Annotated in this window: 16 protein-coding genes and 2 pseudogenes; 7 read left to right on the top strand and 11 right to left on the bottom strand. The window is 70.5% G+C overall.

All coding sequences use genetic code 11. The features are described from left to right. Window positions 1–3: 3 nt before the first annotated feature. Entirely contained in the window at window positions 4–1,188 is a 1,185-nt protein-coding gene (locus ABZW30_RS20690; protein WP_355672582.1) for a hypothetical protein, read from the bottom strand. 136 nt (window positions 1,189–1,324) lie between these two features. Between ABZW30_RS20690 and ABZW30_RS20685 the strand changes: the two genes are divergently transcribed. Next, window positions 1,325–1,783 carry a VOC family protein gene (locus ABZW30_RS20685; protein WP_355672581.1) on the top strand — a complete coding sequence of 153 codons (459 nt, stop codon included), beginning with the start codon at window positions 1,325–1,327 and terminating at the stop codon, window positions 1,781–1,783. A 28-nt stretch (window positions 1,784–1,811) separates the two neighbouring features. Here the strand turns inward: ABZW30_RS20685 and ABZW30_RS20680 are convergent, their stop codons facing one another. After that, on the bottom strand, window positions 1,812–3,431 hold the full coding sequence (locus ABZW30_RS20680; protein WP_355672580.1) for a hypothetical protein: 1,620 nt from the start codon (window positions 3,429–3,431) through the stop codon (window positions 1,812–1,814). Window positions 3,432–3,755: 324 nt separating this feature from the next. Here ABZW30_RS20680 and ABZW30_RS20675 point away from each other — a divergent pair, with 324 nt between their 5' ends. The 5 genes and pseudogenes from ABZW30_RS20675 (at window position 3,756) to ABZW30_RS20655 (ending at window position 8,282) form a co-directional block, all read left to right on the top strand. After that, window positions 3,756–5,087 carry an MFS transporter gene (locus ABZW30_RS20675; protein WP_355672579.1) on the top strand — a complete coding sequence of 444 codons (1,332 nt, stop codon included), beginning with the start codon at window positions 3,756–3,758 and terminating at the stop codon, window positions 5,085–5,087. A 231-nt stretch (window positions 5,088–5,318) separates the two neighbouring features. Further along, window positions 5,319–5,636, top strand: a pseudogene (locus ABZW30_RS20670) (nucleoside-diphosphate kinase); the annotation flags it as partial. Between the two features lie 269 nt (window positions 5,637–5,905). Beyond that, window positions 5,906–6,709, top strand: coding sequence for a hypothetical protein (locus ABZW30_RS20665; protein ID WP_355672578.1), 804 nt, complete (start codon window positions 5,906–5,908; stop codon window positions 6,707–6,709). 279 nt (window positions 6,710–6,988) lie between these two features. Next, entirely contained in the window at window positions 6,989–7,174 is a 186-nt protein-coding gene (locus tag ABZW30_RS20660) for a hypothetical protein (RefSeq protein WP_355672577.1), read from the top strand. A 232-nt stretch (window positions 7,175–7,406) separates the two neighbouring features. Next, complete coding sequence (locus ABZW30_RS20655; protein ID WP_355672576.1) at window positions 7,407–8,282, top strand: hypothetical protein; 876 nt, start codon at window positions 7,407–7,409, stop codon at window positions 8,280–8,282. 68 nt (window positions 8,283–8,350) lie between these two features. Here the strand turns inward: ABZW30_RS20655 and ABZW30_RS20650 are convergent. Together ABZW30_RS20650 and ABZW30_RS20645 are read right to left on the bottom strand one after the other, a co-directional pair. After that, window positions 8,351–8,569 (bottom strand): annotated as a pseudogene (locus ABZW30_RS20650) (iron-sulfur cluster assembly protein); the annotation flags it as partial. Window positions 8,570–8,616: 47 nt separating this feature from the next. After that, window positions 8,617–9,357: a BTAD domain-containing putative transcriptional regulator gene (locus ABZW30_RS20645; protein WP_355672575.1), complete on the bottom strand. Its 741-nt coding sequence runs from the start codon at window positions 9,355–9,357 to the stop codon at window positions 8,617–8,619. A gap of 398 nt (window positions 9,358–9,755) precedes the next feature. On the opposite strand from ABZW30_RS20645, the gene ABZW30_RS20640 reads away from it, so the two are divergent. Then, the gene (locus ABZW30_RS20640) at window positions 9,756–10,259 is read left to right on the top strand and encodes a CAP domain-containing protein (RefSeq protein WP_355672574.1); all 504 of its coding nucleotides are present in this window, start codon (window positions 9,756–9,758) and stop codon (window positions 10,257–10,259) included. 122 nt (window positions 10,260–10,381) lie between these two features. On the opposite strand, the gene ABZW30_RS20635 is transcribed toward ABZW30_RS20640, so the two are convergent. Genes ABZW30_RS20635 through sufB form a run of 7 tightly spaced genes read right to left on the bottom strand, consistent with a single transcriptional unit; the run spans window position 10,382 to window position 16,318 of the window. Next, entirely contained in the window at window positions 10,382–10,774 is a 393-nt protein-coding gene (locus ABZW30_RS20635; protein WP_355672573.1) for a metal-sulfur cluster assembly factor, read from the bottom strand. Window positions 10,775–10,796: 22 nt separating this feature from the next. Beyond that, window positions 10,797–11,249: a Fe-S cluster assembly sulfur transfer protein SufU gene (gene sufU / locus ABZW30_RS20630; protein WP_350633139.1), complete on the bottom strand. Its 453-nt coding sequence runs from the start codon at window positions 11,247–11,249 to the stop codon at window positions 10,797–10,799. A 15-nt stretch (window positions 11,250–11,264) separates the two neighbouring features. Further along, on the bottom strand, window positions 11,265–12,530 hold the full coding sequence (locus tag ABZW30_RS20625) for a cysteine desulfurase (protein ID WP_355672650.1): 1,266 nt from the start codon (window positions 12,528–12,530) through the stop codon (window positions 11,265–11,267). Further along, window positions 12,521–13,285: a Fe-S cluster assembly ATPase SufC gene (gene sufC, locus ABZW30_RS20620; protein ID WP_033354871.1), complete on the bottom strand. Its 765-nt coding sequence runs from the start codon at window positions 13,283–13,285 to the stop codon at window positions 12,521–12,523. Before sufC ends, ABZW30_RS20625 begins: the two co-directional genes overlap by 10 nt. Window positions 13,286–13,291: 6 nt before the next feature. Further along, entirely contained in the window at window positions 13,292–13,609 is a 318-nt protein-coding gene (locus ABZW30_RS20615; RefSeq protein ID WP_153463212.1) for a bifunctional 3-phenylpropionate/cinnamic acid dioxygenase ferredoxin subunit, read from the bottom strand. A 5-nt stretch (window positions 13,610–13,614) separates the two neighbouring features. Further along, the gene (sufD, locus tag ABZW30_RS20610) at window positions 13,615–14,844 is read right to left on the bottom strand and encodes a Fe-S cluster assembly protein SufD (protein WP_355672572.1); all 1,230 of its coding nucleotides are present in this window, start codon (window positions 14,842–14,844) and stop codon (window positions 13,615–13,617) included. Between the two features lie 58 nt (window positions 14,845–14,902). After that, on the bottom strand, window positions 14,903–16,318 hold the full coding sequence (sufB, locus tag ABZW30_RS20605) for a Fe-S cluster assembly protein SufB (RefSeq protein WP_355672571.1): 1,416 nt from the start codon (window positions 16,316–16,318) through the stop codon (window positions 14,903–14,905). Window positions 16,319–16,321 lie beyond the last annotated feature (3 nt).

Raw genomic sequence — 16,321 nt, 5'->3', positions numbered from 1 at the left:
GGGTCATCCGCGCCGCGCCCGCCACTGCTCCCAGGCCGCCAGCCACAGCTGCTCGGCCAGCTGGTGCTCCTCCCAGACCGCGGCCCCGCCGCCGCCCGGCCGCTCCCGCCACAACTGCTCCCAGGCCCGCTGCGCCGGCACGCTGGCCACCTCGCTGGCGAACACCGTGTACCGGACGACCTCCTCCACGGCCGCCTCACCCGCCGACGTGCCGATCAGCCAATGCGTCTGCTGGGACAGCCGGTTGAGGTGGTTCACCATCGAGGTCACCGCTGCCGCGGCCTCCTCCCGGGTCTCGGTGGCGAGCCGCATCTGCTGGCGCACCACCGTCTCCCAGCGCACTGCGCAGGCGTCCCCGCGCAGCGCCCGCGGCAGCCTCGGCGTGCGCCCCACCCGGACCTGCGCCTCGATCGCTGCGGTCTCCGCGATGCTCTGCGCGATCAGCTCCCGGTGCGCCTCCAGCCCAGTCACGGGCGGCAGTTCACGCTCCTCGACCGGTACGTACCGGGCCCGCCGGGAGGCGAGGTCGCTCAGCAGGTCGGTGCGCCCGCTCAGATAGCGCTCGAAGTCCCCTATCCCGCCGAGCTCCACACCGCTGGGGGCGACCCCGCGCCCGCACACGGTGACGGTCAGCCCGCCGACCCGCAGCCGCCCGGCCCAGACCGGCCCGGCCGACTGCGCTCCACCCGGCTGGGCTCCGCCCGGCGCCACCGGCCGGTCCTCGTGCACCTCCACCGCGCAGGGCTCGCCGTCCACGGTGATCCACTCGCGCAGCGCCCGTACCCGACCCGGACCGTCGCCCTCGTCGATGCCCAACTGCTCGTAGACGCGGTCCCGTTCGTCCTCGACCACGTCCTCCAGCTCGGGCAGCAGCTCGACGTGCTCGGCCCCCGGCCGGTAGGTGCGCACGGTCACGTACGGTCCGGCCGCGGACGTCCAGTCGCCGCACTGCACCTCGACCCAGCACAGCTCGCCACCACAGGTCTCGAAGGCGGCCAGCGCCTCGCCGCGGCGGGCCGGCCCGGCGGTCACGCCGTACACCGGGAAGTCGAGCGCGGCCAGGGTCCGGCGGGAGAACTCCTCCTGGTCGGCGAAACGATCCTGCCCGCCCAGCCGGGTCGGGCCTGGCCCTCCGTCGTTGCGCTCCTGGGGCCTTCCGCCGCTCTCCCGCACCATCCTGTGCCGCACCCCCGAGTCCTCGCGCCCGCACCGCTGACGCCACCTTACGTGCCCGCAGCTGCCGGGTCATCAGCTCGGTTGCCGTCCGGGGGCGGTGGCCGTGTCAGGCGGCCCGGTTGTCAGCCGCCCTCCCTACGCTGGCCGTATGACCGCACAGAGCACGCCGGAGCAGCACGGCTTCCCCGCCCGGATCAGCATCGTCACCCTCGGGGTCTCCGACCTCGACCGCAGCGCCCGCTTCTACGAGAGCCTCGGCTGGAAGCGCTCCGCCGCCTCCAGCCCGGAGATCGTCTGGTTCCGCACCGCCGACTCGGTGCTCGGTCTCTTCCCCACCGAGGAGCTGGCCGCCGACGCGGGCGTCCCCGCGGCCGGGGAGCCCTCCTTCCGCGGCGTCACCCTCGCGGTGAACCTGGAGTCCCCCGCGCTGGTGGACGCCGCGCTGCGGACGGCGGTCGAGGCCGGCGCCGTGGTGGTCAAGCCGCCGGTCCCGACCGGCTGGGGCGGCTACTCCGGCTACTTCGAGGACCCGGACGGGCACCTGTGGGAGCTGGCCCACAACCCGTTCTTCCCCTTCACCGAGGACGGCTCGCTGGACCTTCCGTAGAGCACCGCCCCGGACACGGCCCCAGGGCCTAGCCCCGGGACCGCGCCTTGAAGGCCGCCTTGCGCGCCTCCTTGGCCAGTGCCCGGTCCGGGTGCAGCTCGCCGATCGCCTCCAGGACGTCCGCCGTGTACGGGTGGTCGACCCGCCACAGCTCGCCGAACCACGCCGCCGGATCGCCGTTCACCGGCAGGTCGGTGAACAGCTCGCGCAGCAGCTCGGCGTCGCCGCCGTTGTCCAGCAGCTGGGCGGCGAAGGTGTCGATCACCGTCCACAGCGCCATCGCCCGATCCGGCACCGGCACGTCCGCCGCGCCCTGCGCGGACAGCCAGGCCCTGGCCGCGCCGCCCAGCTCCGGGTCGTCCAGCACCTCCCGGACGGCGGGCTCGGCGCCCGGTCCCAGCAGGTTGAGCGCCGAGACGCACAGCATCCGGCGCAGCGGCCCGTACCCGTCGTCGCCGCGCGCCGCCGCCAGCAGCTCGCGGGCCGCCGCCGCCGGCTCCCGGTCGGCGATCCAGACCCTGAGCTCCTCCTCCGGCAGCACATTGGCCGACTCGCACACCCCGCGCAGCAGCTCGGCCGCGTTCCCCTGGGCCAGCTCGCCGACCAACGGCGCGTCGTAGCCGTCCTCCAGCAGCCACTGCCGGATGCCGTACTGGCCGAGCGGGGTGAGCCGGACCAGCCCGAAGCGGGCCGACTCCTCCTCGTCCAGCGGCGCCTCACCGACGACGGCCGGCTCCTCGCCCTCCTCCTCGTCGAACAGCTCCGGGTCGATCGGACGGTAGTCCAGCAGACCCAGCTCGGCGAGGTCGCCCAGCATCGGGTCCAGCGCGACCATCACATCGGTGATGTCCCCGAGCAGCTCCTCACTCGGCTCCTCGCCCTCCGGCACCACCAGCAGCGCGGCCAGCACGCCCAGCGGCACCGTCTCGTTGCCCGGCTCGGCGAAGGCGGTGGTCTCGTACAGCACCTGCAGCGCCTCGTCGAGCAGCTCGGCGGCGGCCTCCCTGGCCTCCTCCACCTCGGAGAGCCCGCCCTCGTCCTCCCCGGCGGCTTCGGCCTCCTCGGACGGCTCCGCCGGCTCCTCCGGCATCGAATCCGCTTCCACCGCCAGCTCCCGGACGATCCCGGCGGCGGTCAGCCACAGCTCCAGGACGGTCTCCGGGTCCCCCTGCTCGGCGGCCTCCAGATCCGGCCCCGGCACCGCGACGTGCTCCCCGGCCGCGGTCGTCCCCAGCTCCACCAGGTCCAGGTCGCAGGCCAGCGACCAGGCCCGCAGCGCCTCGACCTCGGCCTCCTCGGGCACCTCGCCCTCGGCCGGGGCCAGCCCCAGCAGCCGCGCCGCGGGCGCCTGGTCCTCCTCGACCAGGTCGCCGAACTCGTCCACCGCCCGGTGCGGGGCGGCCCAGCGGGCCAGCGCCAGGGCGTAGCCGAACATCGGCACGGCCTTCGCCTGCTCGGCCAGCTCCGGCTCGGCCGGCAGCTTCACCGGCGGCACCAGGACCGCGGCGTCGTCCAGATCCTCGTCGTCCAGACCGTGCGCGGCGAACGCCCCGTAGAGATCCTGGAGCTCCATGTCAGCGGGCAGGACCGCCTCGGCCGCGCCCTCTCCCGCCGAAGCTCCCGCGTTCTTCCGACGTCGTCCGGCCATCGTTGTGCGCTCTCCCTCAGCCAGCGGTCAGCCCATCAGCACCGCGTACCCGTCTACCACCTCAGCGTATAGGTCGGGCACCCCCGATGCCCGGCCTCAAGGGGCGTGCGCAGGGGCGCGCGCCGCCGGTTTGCGCCCACCCCTTATCCTTCGAACTGGTATCCGCGCACACCCCGCGCGATCCACCGGGCAACGAAGCCCGAATCCTCAGCTCATCCGCTCCACCAGGGAGCCCGCACCGCGGCCACCACCACAGCGCCTCCGGACGGGCGCGCCGGCACATCCCGCCGACCCGGTGGTGCCCTGCCACAGGAGACCCCTCACATGGCGGACCTCTCCCCCGCCGGCTCCGTGCTGCCCACCGCGCAGCTCGACGGACGCCGACTGTCGGAGGCCCTGCTTCCCCTGGAGCTCGCGCCGCGCGCCCAGCTCCAGCTCGCCGCGATCAGCCGCTGGAACGCGCTGCGCGGTGTCCGCGTCGGCCTGGTGGCCGCCGCCCTGCTGTTCATGCTGATCGGTGCCAACCTGGCGACGCCGATCTACCCGCTGCTCCAGCAGCGCCTCGGGCTCGGCCCGCTCGACACCACGATCCTGTTCACGATCTACGTGTTCGCGCTGGTCCCGGTGCTGGCCATCGTCGGCCACTGGTCGGACCACCTCGGCCGCCGCGCACTCATCCTGCCCGCCGTCGCCCTGGCCGCCGCCGGCGACGTCGTGTTCGCCACCTCCGGCAGCTTCTGGCAGCTCGCCGCCGGCCGGGCGATCCAGGGCATCGCGGTCGGCCTGTCCACCGGCGCCGCCGGAGCCGCCCTCGGCGACCTGCTGCCGGACCACCCGACCCTGGCCGCCAAGCTCACCCTGGCCTGTTCCGCGGGCGGCGTCGCGCTCGGCCCGATCGTCGGCGCCCTGCTGGCCGGCGGCTCCGACCCGCTGCTGACGCCGTTCCTGCTGCACGCCATCGCCCTGCTGGCGCTCTGCGTGCCGCTCGCCGTGGTCCATCCCCGGATGCCCGGCCGCAACCGCCCCCCGGCGTCCCCGCCGCGCATCACCACCCCGGCCCACCTGCGCCCGCAGCGGCTCGCCCTGCCGGTCACCGGCCGCCGCGAGTTCCTGCTCGCCGCAGGCGCCGGCTTCATCTCCTACGGGGTCTTCGGCGTCTACCTGGCCCTCGCGCCGGCCTTCTCCGCCAAGCTGCTGCACACCTCCTCGCACCTGACCGGCGCGATCGTGGCCGCCCTGCTGCTCGGCTCCTCGGCCGCCGCCCAGCTGATCGTCCCGCCGACCGCGGACCGCCTGGTGATCGCCCTCGGCATGACCGGCCTGGCCACCGGCCTCGCCCTGGTCGTCGCCGCCGGGTACACGGGCACCCCGGCGCTGCTCTTCATCGGCAGCGTCCTCGGCGGCATCTGCCAGGGCGTGGCCTTCCGCTCCCTGTTCACCACCGCCGTCGCCGCGATGAACCCGGAGCGCCGGGGCTCCGAAATGAGCGCCCTCTGGATCATCGTCTACCTCGGCAGCTCCCTCCCCATCATCGGCGTGGGCGCCCTGGTCCAGGCCTACGGCCTCCTCCCCGCCGTCAGCGGCTTCGCCGCCGTCGCCGCCGTCCTCTGCGCCGCCCTCGCGGTGGCCGTCGCCCGCAAGCCCAAGCAGGCCTGACCGCACACCGAAACGGCCGCTGCCCGGGACTCCTTCGGAAGTCCCGGGCAGCGGCGTTTCACCCCGGCGCTATGCGTCCCAGGGCTTCCACTTCTCGGTGCCGATTCTCAACATCGAACGGCTTCGGAAGTCGGACCGTTTCGCCGAACTTCCACTCGCCCAGCACCTCGTACGTGCCCTCGACCTTGTTCGGACACTCGCGTTCGACACCTGCTCGCCAGCACTACGTGGGGGGCCGAGGTCTACAACCTCACGGCCACCTTCATGCAGCAGGGGCCGGTCATCGCCCTGGTACTGGAGGGCTACGACGCCATCGCCACCGTCCGGAAGAGCGTGGGCAGCACCTACCCGAACCAGGCTCCGGCCGGCACGATCCGCGGCGACCTCTCGCACATGAGCTCCGCAGGCAGCGTGGCAGTCGGAAAGGCCGTGGCCAACCTGGTCCACGCCTCCGGCAACAAGGAGGAGGCCGCGCAGGAAGTCGAGCTGTGGTTCGACAAGGACGAGCTGCACGAGTACCGCACGCTGGCCGAGATCTTCACCAACTGACGGCAGGTTGCGGCGTCACCACGAGGACGCCGCAGGCCGCACGGGGCAGGCCAAGGAACGTGGGCAACCTGCCGAAGCTACCGGCCTGATCTCCGACCCCCTGCTGATCGACAGGGCGCTGGTTGGCCTGCGTGAGCTGTAGCACCTGAGGCGAAAATGCTGCCCGCCGGAATTCGCCACTCGCGCGCTATCCGCTTTCCGGGTGAATGGCGCGCAACTTTGCGACGGCACAGCTCTACCCTTCCGGCAGGACCTGGACAGGGAGAACCATGCCTCGCAAGATTCACACCTCCCAGCCTGTACGAGACGCATTCAAAGGCGTGAATCTGCAGGCAATTTTGCGGCGCCTCTCAACGAAGCTGGAGAGTTGCCGGAGCTGCGGTGAGCCCATTGGTCGCAATAGCCCTGCCAATCTCGTCAGCATCCTCAATCACGAGAAGAGGATCAAGTGGCCAGCCCTGATCCATCCAAGGTGTGGCGACTCGGCCGTGTACGAGACCTCGACCGCCCCCGACCCCAACGAAATCTTCTTCGAGGTCGAGTGCGCCTTGCTGGCGGGCAAGCGAGGCCCCGTACCGGCACTGATCATTGACGCCTATGGCGGGCTCGCCACTACGGAGAGCGGAGAAGTCCATGACCGTCTGCTCGCCGGCTTCGCAACACTGGGATTCGAGTTTCCGGACTGGGTCTGCCACGAGGGCGACGGGGACGCGGACCCGGTGGACGAACAGAATTGCACCCCCGGCCTCACAGCCCTCCTTGAGGGCTGCGAGGTGAGACTGCTCCACGATGGACGCGAGCTGCACCAGCTCGGCGGGCTCCGATATTTCCCACGCTGGTATCGGGCCACGAACTGCGGCGCCCTGGTCGTGATGATCGGTCGAAATCTCCAGGGGATAACGTTCGACTCCCTCGAATACATTCAGCAGGCCGCGAGGAACAAAGAACTGGTTCAGGCAGTCGCGGCAGTCACTCGAATTCCAACCACGCCAGCAGATCGCTGCTATTGCATCAATGGGAAGGCCCGGAAATTTGGCTCGTGCTGCGGCAGCACCGACGGCCCAGAGGAATAGCCCGAAGACCCGGAGGCCAACGGCGCACATGCCGGTGGTCGACACCTCCGCGAAGACCGTCGCCGAGACACGCATGACCAGGATGTTCCACTCGGTGTCAACGAGCAGCCGCGCTGCCGCTCTTTCCGGTGATCACACCCTGATCGACATCACAAAGGCCGGCTGCATCGCAACACTCGTCGAGTGGCCGCTACAACAACCCAGACACTGGGCGAACCTGGCCCGCCCCAAGAAGACCGTCCTGGGCCAGCAGGAAAGACGGTCGCTGGCGCCTCCCGTATGCAGTTCTCACTCGCGCGCTGGAATCTCGCGCCTCGGACGACGCGGCAGGCCCGCCGCCTGACCGCCGACTTCGGGCCTGGGATAGATGCCCGCACCGCCTGGGTGATAGCCCGGCTGGCGCGGCACCCGGAGGAGCACGGCTACGCAATGGCGCACCTGGACGGCGAGGAGAAGACCGACTGAACCCGGACATCGCCGGAGAACCCTGACACTCCTCGGAGACCGTCGCTGGTCGGGGACAGCGCCATCGCCCTGTCGATCTCGCACTGACTGTCGCGAACGTCTCACACTACGTCAAGTGCCGTGATACGTTCCGTAATCCAATAGAAAACAGGCGACCCCGGCAGCGCGCCAACGCTCCGGGGTCCGGCAACAGGAGCCCTAACTCCCGATGCGAGTCCATCGTAGCGCCCACGTGCGCAACTTCACCGTGCTACCCAACGCCGTTCTGCAGTACCGGCGGCTAAGCTACACCGCCCGAGGCCTGCTCGCAGACCTGCTCTCCCGCCCTGACGGCTGGCGCGAGGACGGTCGGCACATGGCCGACACCAGCCCCCAAGGGCGCGGCGCCGTCCGCAAGGCGCTGAAGGAGCTGACCGAGGCCGGCTTCTACCGGGTCGAGAAGATCCGCCTTCCCGACGGCACGATCATCACCGAGACCCACGTCTACGACACCCCGCAGCTCGCGGCGCCGGGTACCACCCGTCCGGCGCCCGGTGAAGCGGCAACCGGCCGTGCTGGCAGCCCTGTTGTAAAGAACCAGCAGCAAGAACCCTCCCTCCCCGCGAGTCCGGCCGACGAAAGCGACCCAGAGGGAGGGGAGGTGCCACCCGAGACTGAACTGATCCGCGAAACGGTGGCCACCCTGTTCCGCGTGATCCGACCCGAGCCCCGCCTGCGCCTGGGCGAGGCCGAAGCGCAGGAGCTGGCGCCCCTGGTCGCCGAATGGCTGGGGCGCGGCAGCACCCCGGCCGATCTGGCCCAAGCTCTGCTACCGGGGCTGCCAGTCCCGGTGCACTCGGCGGCGGCAGTGCTCCGCTACCGGTTGCAGCACAAGATGCCGCCCTCCCGCCCCCGGGAACAGCCCCCGGCAGCCCGCTACTTCGAGTGCGCCAGGTGCCACGATCCGGTACCCCAACCGGGCATCTGCGGTGCCTGCGCAGGCCTCGGGAAGCGAACTGCGGCAGTCGGAAGCGAGGCTTCCGTGGCAGCCAGAGGTGCAGCGCGCGCACGCGCCGCCCTGCTGGCGGCGAGAGTGCCCCTTACTCCCGGAACGGCCATTGCCCGCTGAGGCGCGGAAACACCGCTGCCGCGCAAACCTCTCGGTTTGCGCGGCAGCAGGTTGACGATCGAAAGACCTCAGACGTTGAAGCCGAGCGTGCGGAGCTGCTCGCGGCTGTCGTCGGTGATCCTGTCCGGGCCCCACGGCGGCATCCAGACCCAGTTGATCCGCAGGTCCTGTACCAGGCCGTCGGTGGCGGTCTTGGCCTGGTCGTCGATGACGTCGGTCAGCGGGCAGGCCGCCGAGGTGAGCGTCATGTCGATAGTGGCCACGCCGGACTCGTCGATGTGGATGCCAAGGACGCGCGCGGCACCGAGTTGACGCCACTGCCCTCGCGGCCCGACTACCCCGCGCCGGCGACCAGCTGCCGCAACCGCGCCGGAGCCGGCAACCCCAGCTCCGCCCGCAGGCGCCGCTCGTAGCGTTCGACGTCCTGCAGGGCCTCGCCGGGGTTGCCCTCGGCGAGGTGGGCCCGGATCAGCGAGGCCTGACTGCTCTCGCGCAACGGGTCGGCGCGGACGGCGGCGCCGGCGGCGGCCACCGCCTCGGGGAAACGACGGGCGCCGACGAAGGCGCGGGCCAGGGCCTCAAGGGCGTGGACCCGCAGGCGCCGCCAGTTGTCGGCCTCCAGCAGCGTCCAGTCCTCGTACCAGCCCGGCAGCAGGTCCGCCGAGAGGTCCTCGACGGCCGCCAGCCCGAGCCCTGCCCGGGCGGGGCCCGCACCGGGCGCCAGGATCCGGTGGGCCAGCGTCCTCGCCTCGCGGATGTCCACGCCGACGCCGTCGGCCAGCCTCAGCTCGGTCGGGCCGACCTCCAGTGCCTCCCGGCCCGCCGCCGGGAGCCGGGACAGCGCCGAGCGCAGGCTCGCATACGCGCAGCGCTCCGCGGCGTCCGGCCAGAGAGTTCCGGCCACCAGCGCGCGCGGCACCTTCCCGTTGCAACACAGCGCCACGAAGGCGAGTAAGCGCTCCGCCCCCGCGGACAGGGCCACCGACGCGTCACCGACCGAGAGGTCGAAGCCACCGAGCAGAGCGAGCCGCACGCCTGGCCCGGGAGCCGGGGAGCGCCGATCGTCGCTGGCCATCGCATCGCCGTCTCTTCGTGTACAAGATCCGCCCCTTTTCCATGCTGCGCCGCCCGCTCTGCACTGTCGACCGCAAACGCCACGTGCTCGGCGGCCCGGTCCAGCCCGTTGATCCCCGTCGGCGGCGCGGGCGGCGTCACCCGTTCGTGAGCGTGGTGCTGATCGCCGGACCCACCGGGCCCGGACCTTCCGGGCACAGCGGCGTCACGGCTGCGTCACGCCCCCATCGGAAAGATCGCAGGTATGAGGGCGGACGGGCGGACGGATCCGCTGGGCGCACGACTCATCGCAGTGGAGCAGACGGTGCCGAGAGCGCCCGCACCCCCGCCACGGGTGGCGGCACGAGGGGCATGCCTGCGCCCTCCACAGTCCCGAGCAAGCCCGAGAAAGGGACCACGATGCATATCAACATCCGCACCGCGCGGCGCCTGTCAGCAGTCCTCGCCGTCCCCGTGCTGGTACTCACCGGGGGACCGGTCGCTGTGGCGGTTCCCGGCACGGCGACCGTCGCACCCGCCCTCGCCCCCACCCAGGGAGACACGGGCAGCATGCTGACCCTGGTCAACCAGGCACGGGCCACCGCGGGCTGTCCGGCCCTCACCGTGAACTCCCAGCTCGTCCAGGCGGCCCAGACCCACAGCAACGACATGGCGAAGACCGGGAAGCTGTCCCACACCGGCTCCGACGGATCCAGCGCCTCTGACCGCATCACCAAAGCCGGTTACAAGTGGAGCGCCTCGGCCGAGAACATAGCCCAGGGCTACGGCAGTGCGCAGGCCACCTTCGACGGCTGGATGAACAGCTCGGGCCACAAGGGCAACATCCTCAACTGCGGCTACAAGGACACCGGCATCGCCGACACGAGCGGCTACTGGACCCAGGTCTTCGGCACACCCCAGTGACCACTCGGAACCTCCCCCGCCGCCTCCGCCACGTCTCCTACGAAACGGAGAACGCCGCTGCCCGGAACGGAGAACCCGTCCCGGGCAGCGACGTTCGTACAGAACTCGGTACAGAAAAGACCTCAGACGTTGAAGCCGAGCGCGCGGAGCTGCTCGCGGCCGTCGTCGGTGATCTTGTCCGGGCCCCACGGCGGCATCCAGACCCAGTTGATGCGCAGGTCCTTCACCAGACCGTCGGTGGCGGTCTTGGCCTGGTCCTCGATGACGTCGGTCAGCGGGCAGGCCGCCGAGGTGAGCGTCATGTCGATGGTGGCCACGTCGGACTCGTCGATGTGGATGCCGTAGATCAGGCCCAGGTTGACGACGTCGATGCCCAGTTCGGGGTCGACGACGTCCATCAGGGCCTCGGTCAGGTCCTCGACCGACACGGTGCCGGCGGTGGTGCCGACGATGACGCCGTTCGGCTGCTCCTCCGCAGCGGAGGCCGTGGCTTCGGTGGTGGTTTCGTCACTCATGGTCTTGTCCTCCTTCGCGGGGTCAGTCGTTCACGGCGGGGTGCTGGGCGAGGGCCTGGGCGGTGGCGTCCTTCCAGGCCATCCAGCTGAGCAGGGCGCACTTGACCCGGGCCGGGTACTTGGAGACGCCGGCGAACGCGACCGCGTCCTCCAGCACCTCCTCGTCGCCCTCGCCCTGTCCCTTGCTCTGCATCAGCTCCAGGAAGGCCTCCTGGACCGCCTGTGCCTCGCCGACGGTCTTGCCGACCACCAGGTCGTTCAGCACCGAGGCGCTGGCCTGGCTGATCGAACAGCCCTGGGACTCGTACGAGACGTCGGCGACCGTCGCGCCGTCGAGCTTCACCCGCAGGGTGATCTCGTCGCCGCACGTCGGGTTGACGTGGTGCACTTCGGCGTCGCCGTCCCGCAGCCCCTTGCCGTGGGGATTGCGGTAGTGGTCCAGGATGATGTCCTGGTACATCGAGTCGAGCTTCATGTCCTGCGGGTCCCGTCAGCCGAAGAAGTTCCGGACGTGGTGCAGGCCGTCGATCAGCGCGTCGACCTCGCCCGGCGTCGAGTACAGGTAGAACGACGCCCGCGTGGTCGCCGGAATTCCGTACCGCAGGCAGACCGGCCGCGCGCAGTGGTGCCCGACGCGCACGGCGATGCCCTGCTCGTCCAGCACCTGACCCACGTCGTGCGGGTGGATGTCGCCGAGGGTGAAGGAGATCGCGGCGCCGCGGTCCACGGCCGTGCGCGGGCCGATGATCCGCAGCTCCGGCACCTCCAGCAGGCGCTCCACCGCGTACTCGGTGATCGCGTGCTCGTGCGCCGCGATCTTCTCCATGCCGATGCCCTGGAGGTAGTCGATCGCCGCGCCCAGCCCGACCGCCTGGGCGATCGGCGGGGTACCGGCCTCGAACTTGTGCGGCGCCGGGGCGTAGGTGGACGAGCCCATGGTGACGGTCTCGATCATCTCGCCGCCGCCGAGGAACGGCGGGAGGTCCTCCAGCAGCTCCTGGCGGCCCCACAGCACGCCGATGCCCGTCGGGGCCAGCATCTTGTGGCCGGTGAAGGCGACGAAGTCGGCCTCCAGCGCCTGCACGTCCAGCACCATGTGCGGCGCGGCCTGCGAGGCGTCGATGACGACCAGCGCGCCGACCGACTGGGCCTTGCGGACGATCGTCTCGACCGGGTTGACGGTGCCCAGCAGGTTGGAGACCAGGGTGAAGGAGACCACCTTGGTCTTCTCGGTGATCAGCTCGTCGATGTTCGACAGGTCGAGCCGGCCCTCGTCGGTCAGCCCGAACCACTTGAGCTTCGCACCGGTGCGCTGCGACAGCAGCTGCCACGGGACGATGTTGGAGTGGTGCTCCATCTCCGTGATCACGATCTCGGAGTCGGCGTCCACCCGGTACGGCTCATCGGCCCAACCGAGCATGTTGGCCACGAGGTTGAGCGACTCCGAGGCGTTCTTGGTGAAGATCACCTCGTTGCGGCTCGGCGCGTTGATGAACGCCGCGACCTTGTCGCGGGCGCCCTCGTACAGCGCCGTGGCCTCCTCGGCGAGCACGTGCACGCCGCGGTGGACGTTGGCGTTGTGCCGCTCGTAGTAGGCGGTCAGGGCCTCCAGCACCTGACGCGGCTTCTGCGAGGTGGCCGCGTTGTCCAGGTAGACCAGCGGCTTCCCGTCGTGCAGCACGCGCTGCAGGACCGGGAAGTCCTTGCGGATCGCGTCGGTGTCGAGCAGACCGGTAAACGGATGCGTCACTCGGATGCGCCGCCCTTCACATACGCCTCGTAGCCCTCGTTCTCCAGCTTGTCGGCCAGCTCGGCACCGCCGGACTCGACGATGCGGCCGCCCGCGAAGACGTGGACGTAGTCGGGCTTGATGTACCGCAGGATGCGGGTGTAGTGGGTCACCAGCAGGGTGCCGACCTCGCCGGTCGAGCGGACCCGGTTGATGCCCTCGGAGACGATCCGCAGCGCGTCGACGTCCAGGCCGGAGTCGGTCTCGTCGAGGATCGCGATCTTCGGCTTGAGCAGCTCCAGCTGGAGGATCTCGTGGCGCTTCTTCTCACCGCCGGAGAAGCCCTCGTTGACGTTGCGCTCGGCGAAGGCCGGGTCCATCTGGAGGGCGGCCATCGCCTCCTTGACCTCCTTCACCCACAGCCGCAGCTTCGGGGCCTCGCCGCGGACGGCGGTGGCGGCGGTGCGCAGGAAGTTGCTGACCGAGACACCCGGGACCTCGACCGGGTACTGCATGGCCAGGAACACACCGGCCTTGGCGCGCTCGTCGACGGACATCTCCAGGACGTCCTCGCCGTCCAGCAGCACCGAGCCGCCGGTGACGGTGTACTTGGGGTGGCCGGCCAGCGAGTAGGCCAGGGTGGACTTGCCGGAGCCGTTCGGACCCATGATGGCGTGGGTCTCGCCCTGCTTCACGGTCAGGTCGACGCCCTTCAGGATCTCGCGCGGGCCGCTCTCGGCCTCGACGGAGACGTGCAGGTCGCGGATTTCAAGGGTTGCCATGTGTACTCAGGACTCCTGGTTGACGGAGACGAGCACATCGTCCCCTTCGATCTTTACGGGGTAGACAGCGACCGGCTTGGTGGCGGGCAGGCCGGAGGGCTTGCCGGTGCGCAGGTCGAAGCTGGAGCCGTGCAGCCAGCACTCGATCATGCAGTCCTCGACCTCGCCCTCGGAGAGCGAGACGTTCGCGTGCGAGCAGATGTCGTTGATCGCGAACACCCCCTCGTCGGTGCGGACGACGGAGACCGGCACGCCGTTGAGGTCCACGCGCTTGGGCACGTCCTCCTGGAGGTCGCTCAGCGCGCAGGCACGGAGGAAGGTCATCGTGGTCAGACCGCCGCTTCCAGCTCGGCCTCGATCTTCTCCATGAGCTGCTCCTGCACCTCGGCCACGCCGATCTGCTGCAGCAGCTCGGCGAAGAAGCCGCGGACCACCAGGCGGCGGGCCTCGTCGGCCGGGATGCCGCGGGCCATCAGGTAGAACAGCTGCTCGTCGTCGAAGCGGCCGGTCGCGGAGGCGTGGCCGGCGCCGACGATCTCGCCGGTCTCGATCTCCAGGTTCGGGATCGAGTCGACCCGGGCGCCGTCGGTGAGCACCAGGTTGCGGTTGAGCTCGTAGGTGTCGGTGCCGAGCGCGGCGGCGCGGATCAGCACGTCGCCGACCCAGACCGCGTGGGCGTCCTGGCCCTGCAGCGCGCCCTTGTACGCCACGTTCGACCGGCAGTGCGGCGTGTCGTGGTCGATGATCAGGCGGTGCTCCAGGTGCTGGCCGGCGTCGGCGAAGTACAGGCCGAACAGCTCGGCCTCGCCGCCGGGGCCGGCGTAGTTGACCCGCGGGTGCAGGCGGACCAGGTCGCCGCCGAAGGTGACGACCACGGACTTGAACGAGGCGTCCCGGCCGACCAGCGCGTTGTGCTGCGCGGCGTGCACGGCGTCCCGGTCCCAGTCCTGGACGGAGACGAAGGTGAGCTTGGCGCCGTCGCCGACCAGCAGCTCGACGTTGGCGGCCCGGGTGCCGGTGCCCGCGTGGTTGAGCACCACGACGGCCTCGGCGAACGGCTTGACGTCGATCACCACGTGGGCGAAGCGGACCCCGCCCTCGGCGCGCACGTCGATCCTGACCGGCTCGGTCAGCACCGCGTCCTTGGGGACGGTGACCACGAGCGCCTGCTCGAAGGCGCTGAAGGCCTGCGCGGCGACCCGGTCGACCGGCTTGCCGGCCTTGCCCAGGCGGGCGTCGTCCCGGCCGACGGTCTCGGCGGTGACACCGTCCGGCAGCGTGAACTCGACCTTGTCCTCGCCCCGCTCGCCGGCGGCGGCGGTCCCGTCGTGCAGCCCGCCGAGGCGGTGCAGCGGGGTGAACCGCCAGTCCTCCTCGCGGCCGTGCGGCACCGGGAAGTCGTTCACGTCGTAGGAGGGCTTGACCGCGACGCGCGCGTCGATCGGCTGCTGGACCGCGGTCCGGCCGGTGCCGGGGCCGGCGAGCTGCGCGCCCGCGCCGGCGGTGCCGACCTCGATCGAACCGGCGGTGGTGGAGCCGGTGGTGTTCTGCTCAGCCATGGCTGTTCGTTGTGCTCTCTTCCTCAAAAGTCGGATGGGATCGCGGAGCGGCTGAGCGTCAGCCGACCGCGCCCTCCATCTGCAGCTCGATCAGCCGGTTGAGCTCCAGCGCGTACTCCATCGGCAGCTCACGCGCGATCGGCTCGACGAAGCCGCGGACGATCATCGCCATCGCCTCGGTCTCGGTCAGACCGCGGCTCATCAGGTAGAACAGCTGGTCCTCGCTGACCTTGGAGACGGTCGCCTCGTGGCCCATGGACACGTCGTCCTCGCGGACGTCCACGTACGGGTAGGTGTCCGAGCGGGAGATCGTGTCGACCAGCAGCGCGTCGCACAGCACGTTGGACTTGGCGCCGTGCGAGCCCTCGCCGATCTCGATCAGACCGCGGTAGGAGGTCCGGCCGCCGCCGCGCGCCACCGACTTGGAGACGATGTGCGAGGAGGTGTTCGGCGCCATGTGCACCATCTTGGCGCCGGCGTCCTGGTGCTGGCCCTCGCCCGCGAAGGCGATCGACAGGGTCTCGCCCTTGGCGTGCTCGCCCATCAGGTAGACGGCCGGGTACTTCATGGTGACCTTGGAGCCGATGTTGCCGTCGACCCACTCCATGGTCGCGCCCTCGTACGCCACGGCGCGCTTGGTGACCAGGTTGTAGACGTTGTTCGACCAGTTCTGGATGGTCGTGTAGCGGCAGCGGCCGCCCTTCTTGACGATGATCTCCACGACCGCCGAGTGCAGCGAGTCGGAGGAGTAGATCGGCGCGGTGCAGCCCTCGACGTAATGGACGTAGGCGTCCTCGTCGACGATGATCAGCGTCCGCTCGAACTGGCCCATGTTCTCGGTGTTGATCCGGAAGTAGGCCTGCAGCGGGATGTCGACGTGCACGCCCTTCGGCACGTAGATGAACGAGCCGCCGGACCACACGGCCGTGTTCAGCGCGGCGAACTTGTTGTCGCCGGCCGGGATGACGGTGCCGAAGTACTCCTTGAACAGCTCCGGGTGCTCGCGCAGCGCGGTGTCGGTGTCCAGGAAGATGACGCCCTGCTCCTCCAGGTCCTCGCGGATCTGGTGGTAGACGACCTCGGACTCGTACTGGGCGGCGACACCGGCGACCAGGCGCTGCTTCTCCGCCTCCGGGATGCCGAGCTTGTCGTAGGTGGCCTTGATGTCCGCCGGCAGGTCCTCCCAGGACTCGGCCTGCTTCTCGGTGGAGCGGACGAAGTACTTGATGTTGTCGAAGTCGATGCCGGAGAGGTCGGAACCCCAGGTCGGCATGGGCTTCTTGCCGAACAGCTTCAGGCCCTTGAGACGCAGGTTCAGCATCCACTCGGACTCGTTCTTCTTCGCGGAGATGTCGCGGACGACCTCCTCGCTGAGCCCGCGCTTGGCCTCGGCACCGGCGGTGTCCGGGTCGGCCCAGCCGTACTCGTAATTGCCCAGGCCCTCGAGCTCGGGGTGCGAAACGGTGTCAGTCATGCG

The organism is Kitasatospora sp. NPDC004669 (genome assembly GCF_040609455.1).
Classification (GTDB): Bacteria; Actinomycetota; Actinomycetes; order Streptomycetales; family Streptomycetaceae; genus Kitasatospora.
The sequence above is the reverse complement of the archived record's forward strand: the minus strand, read 5'-3'. Positions and strand labels throughout refer to the sequence as shown.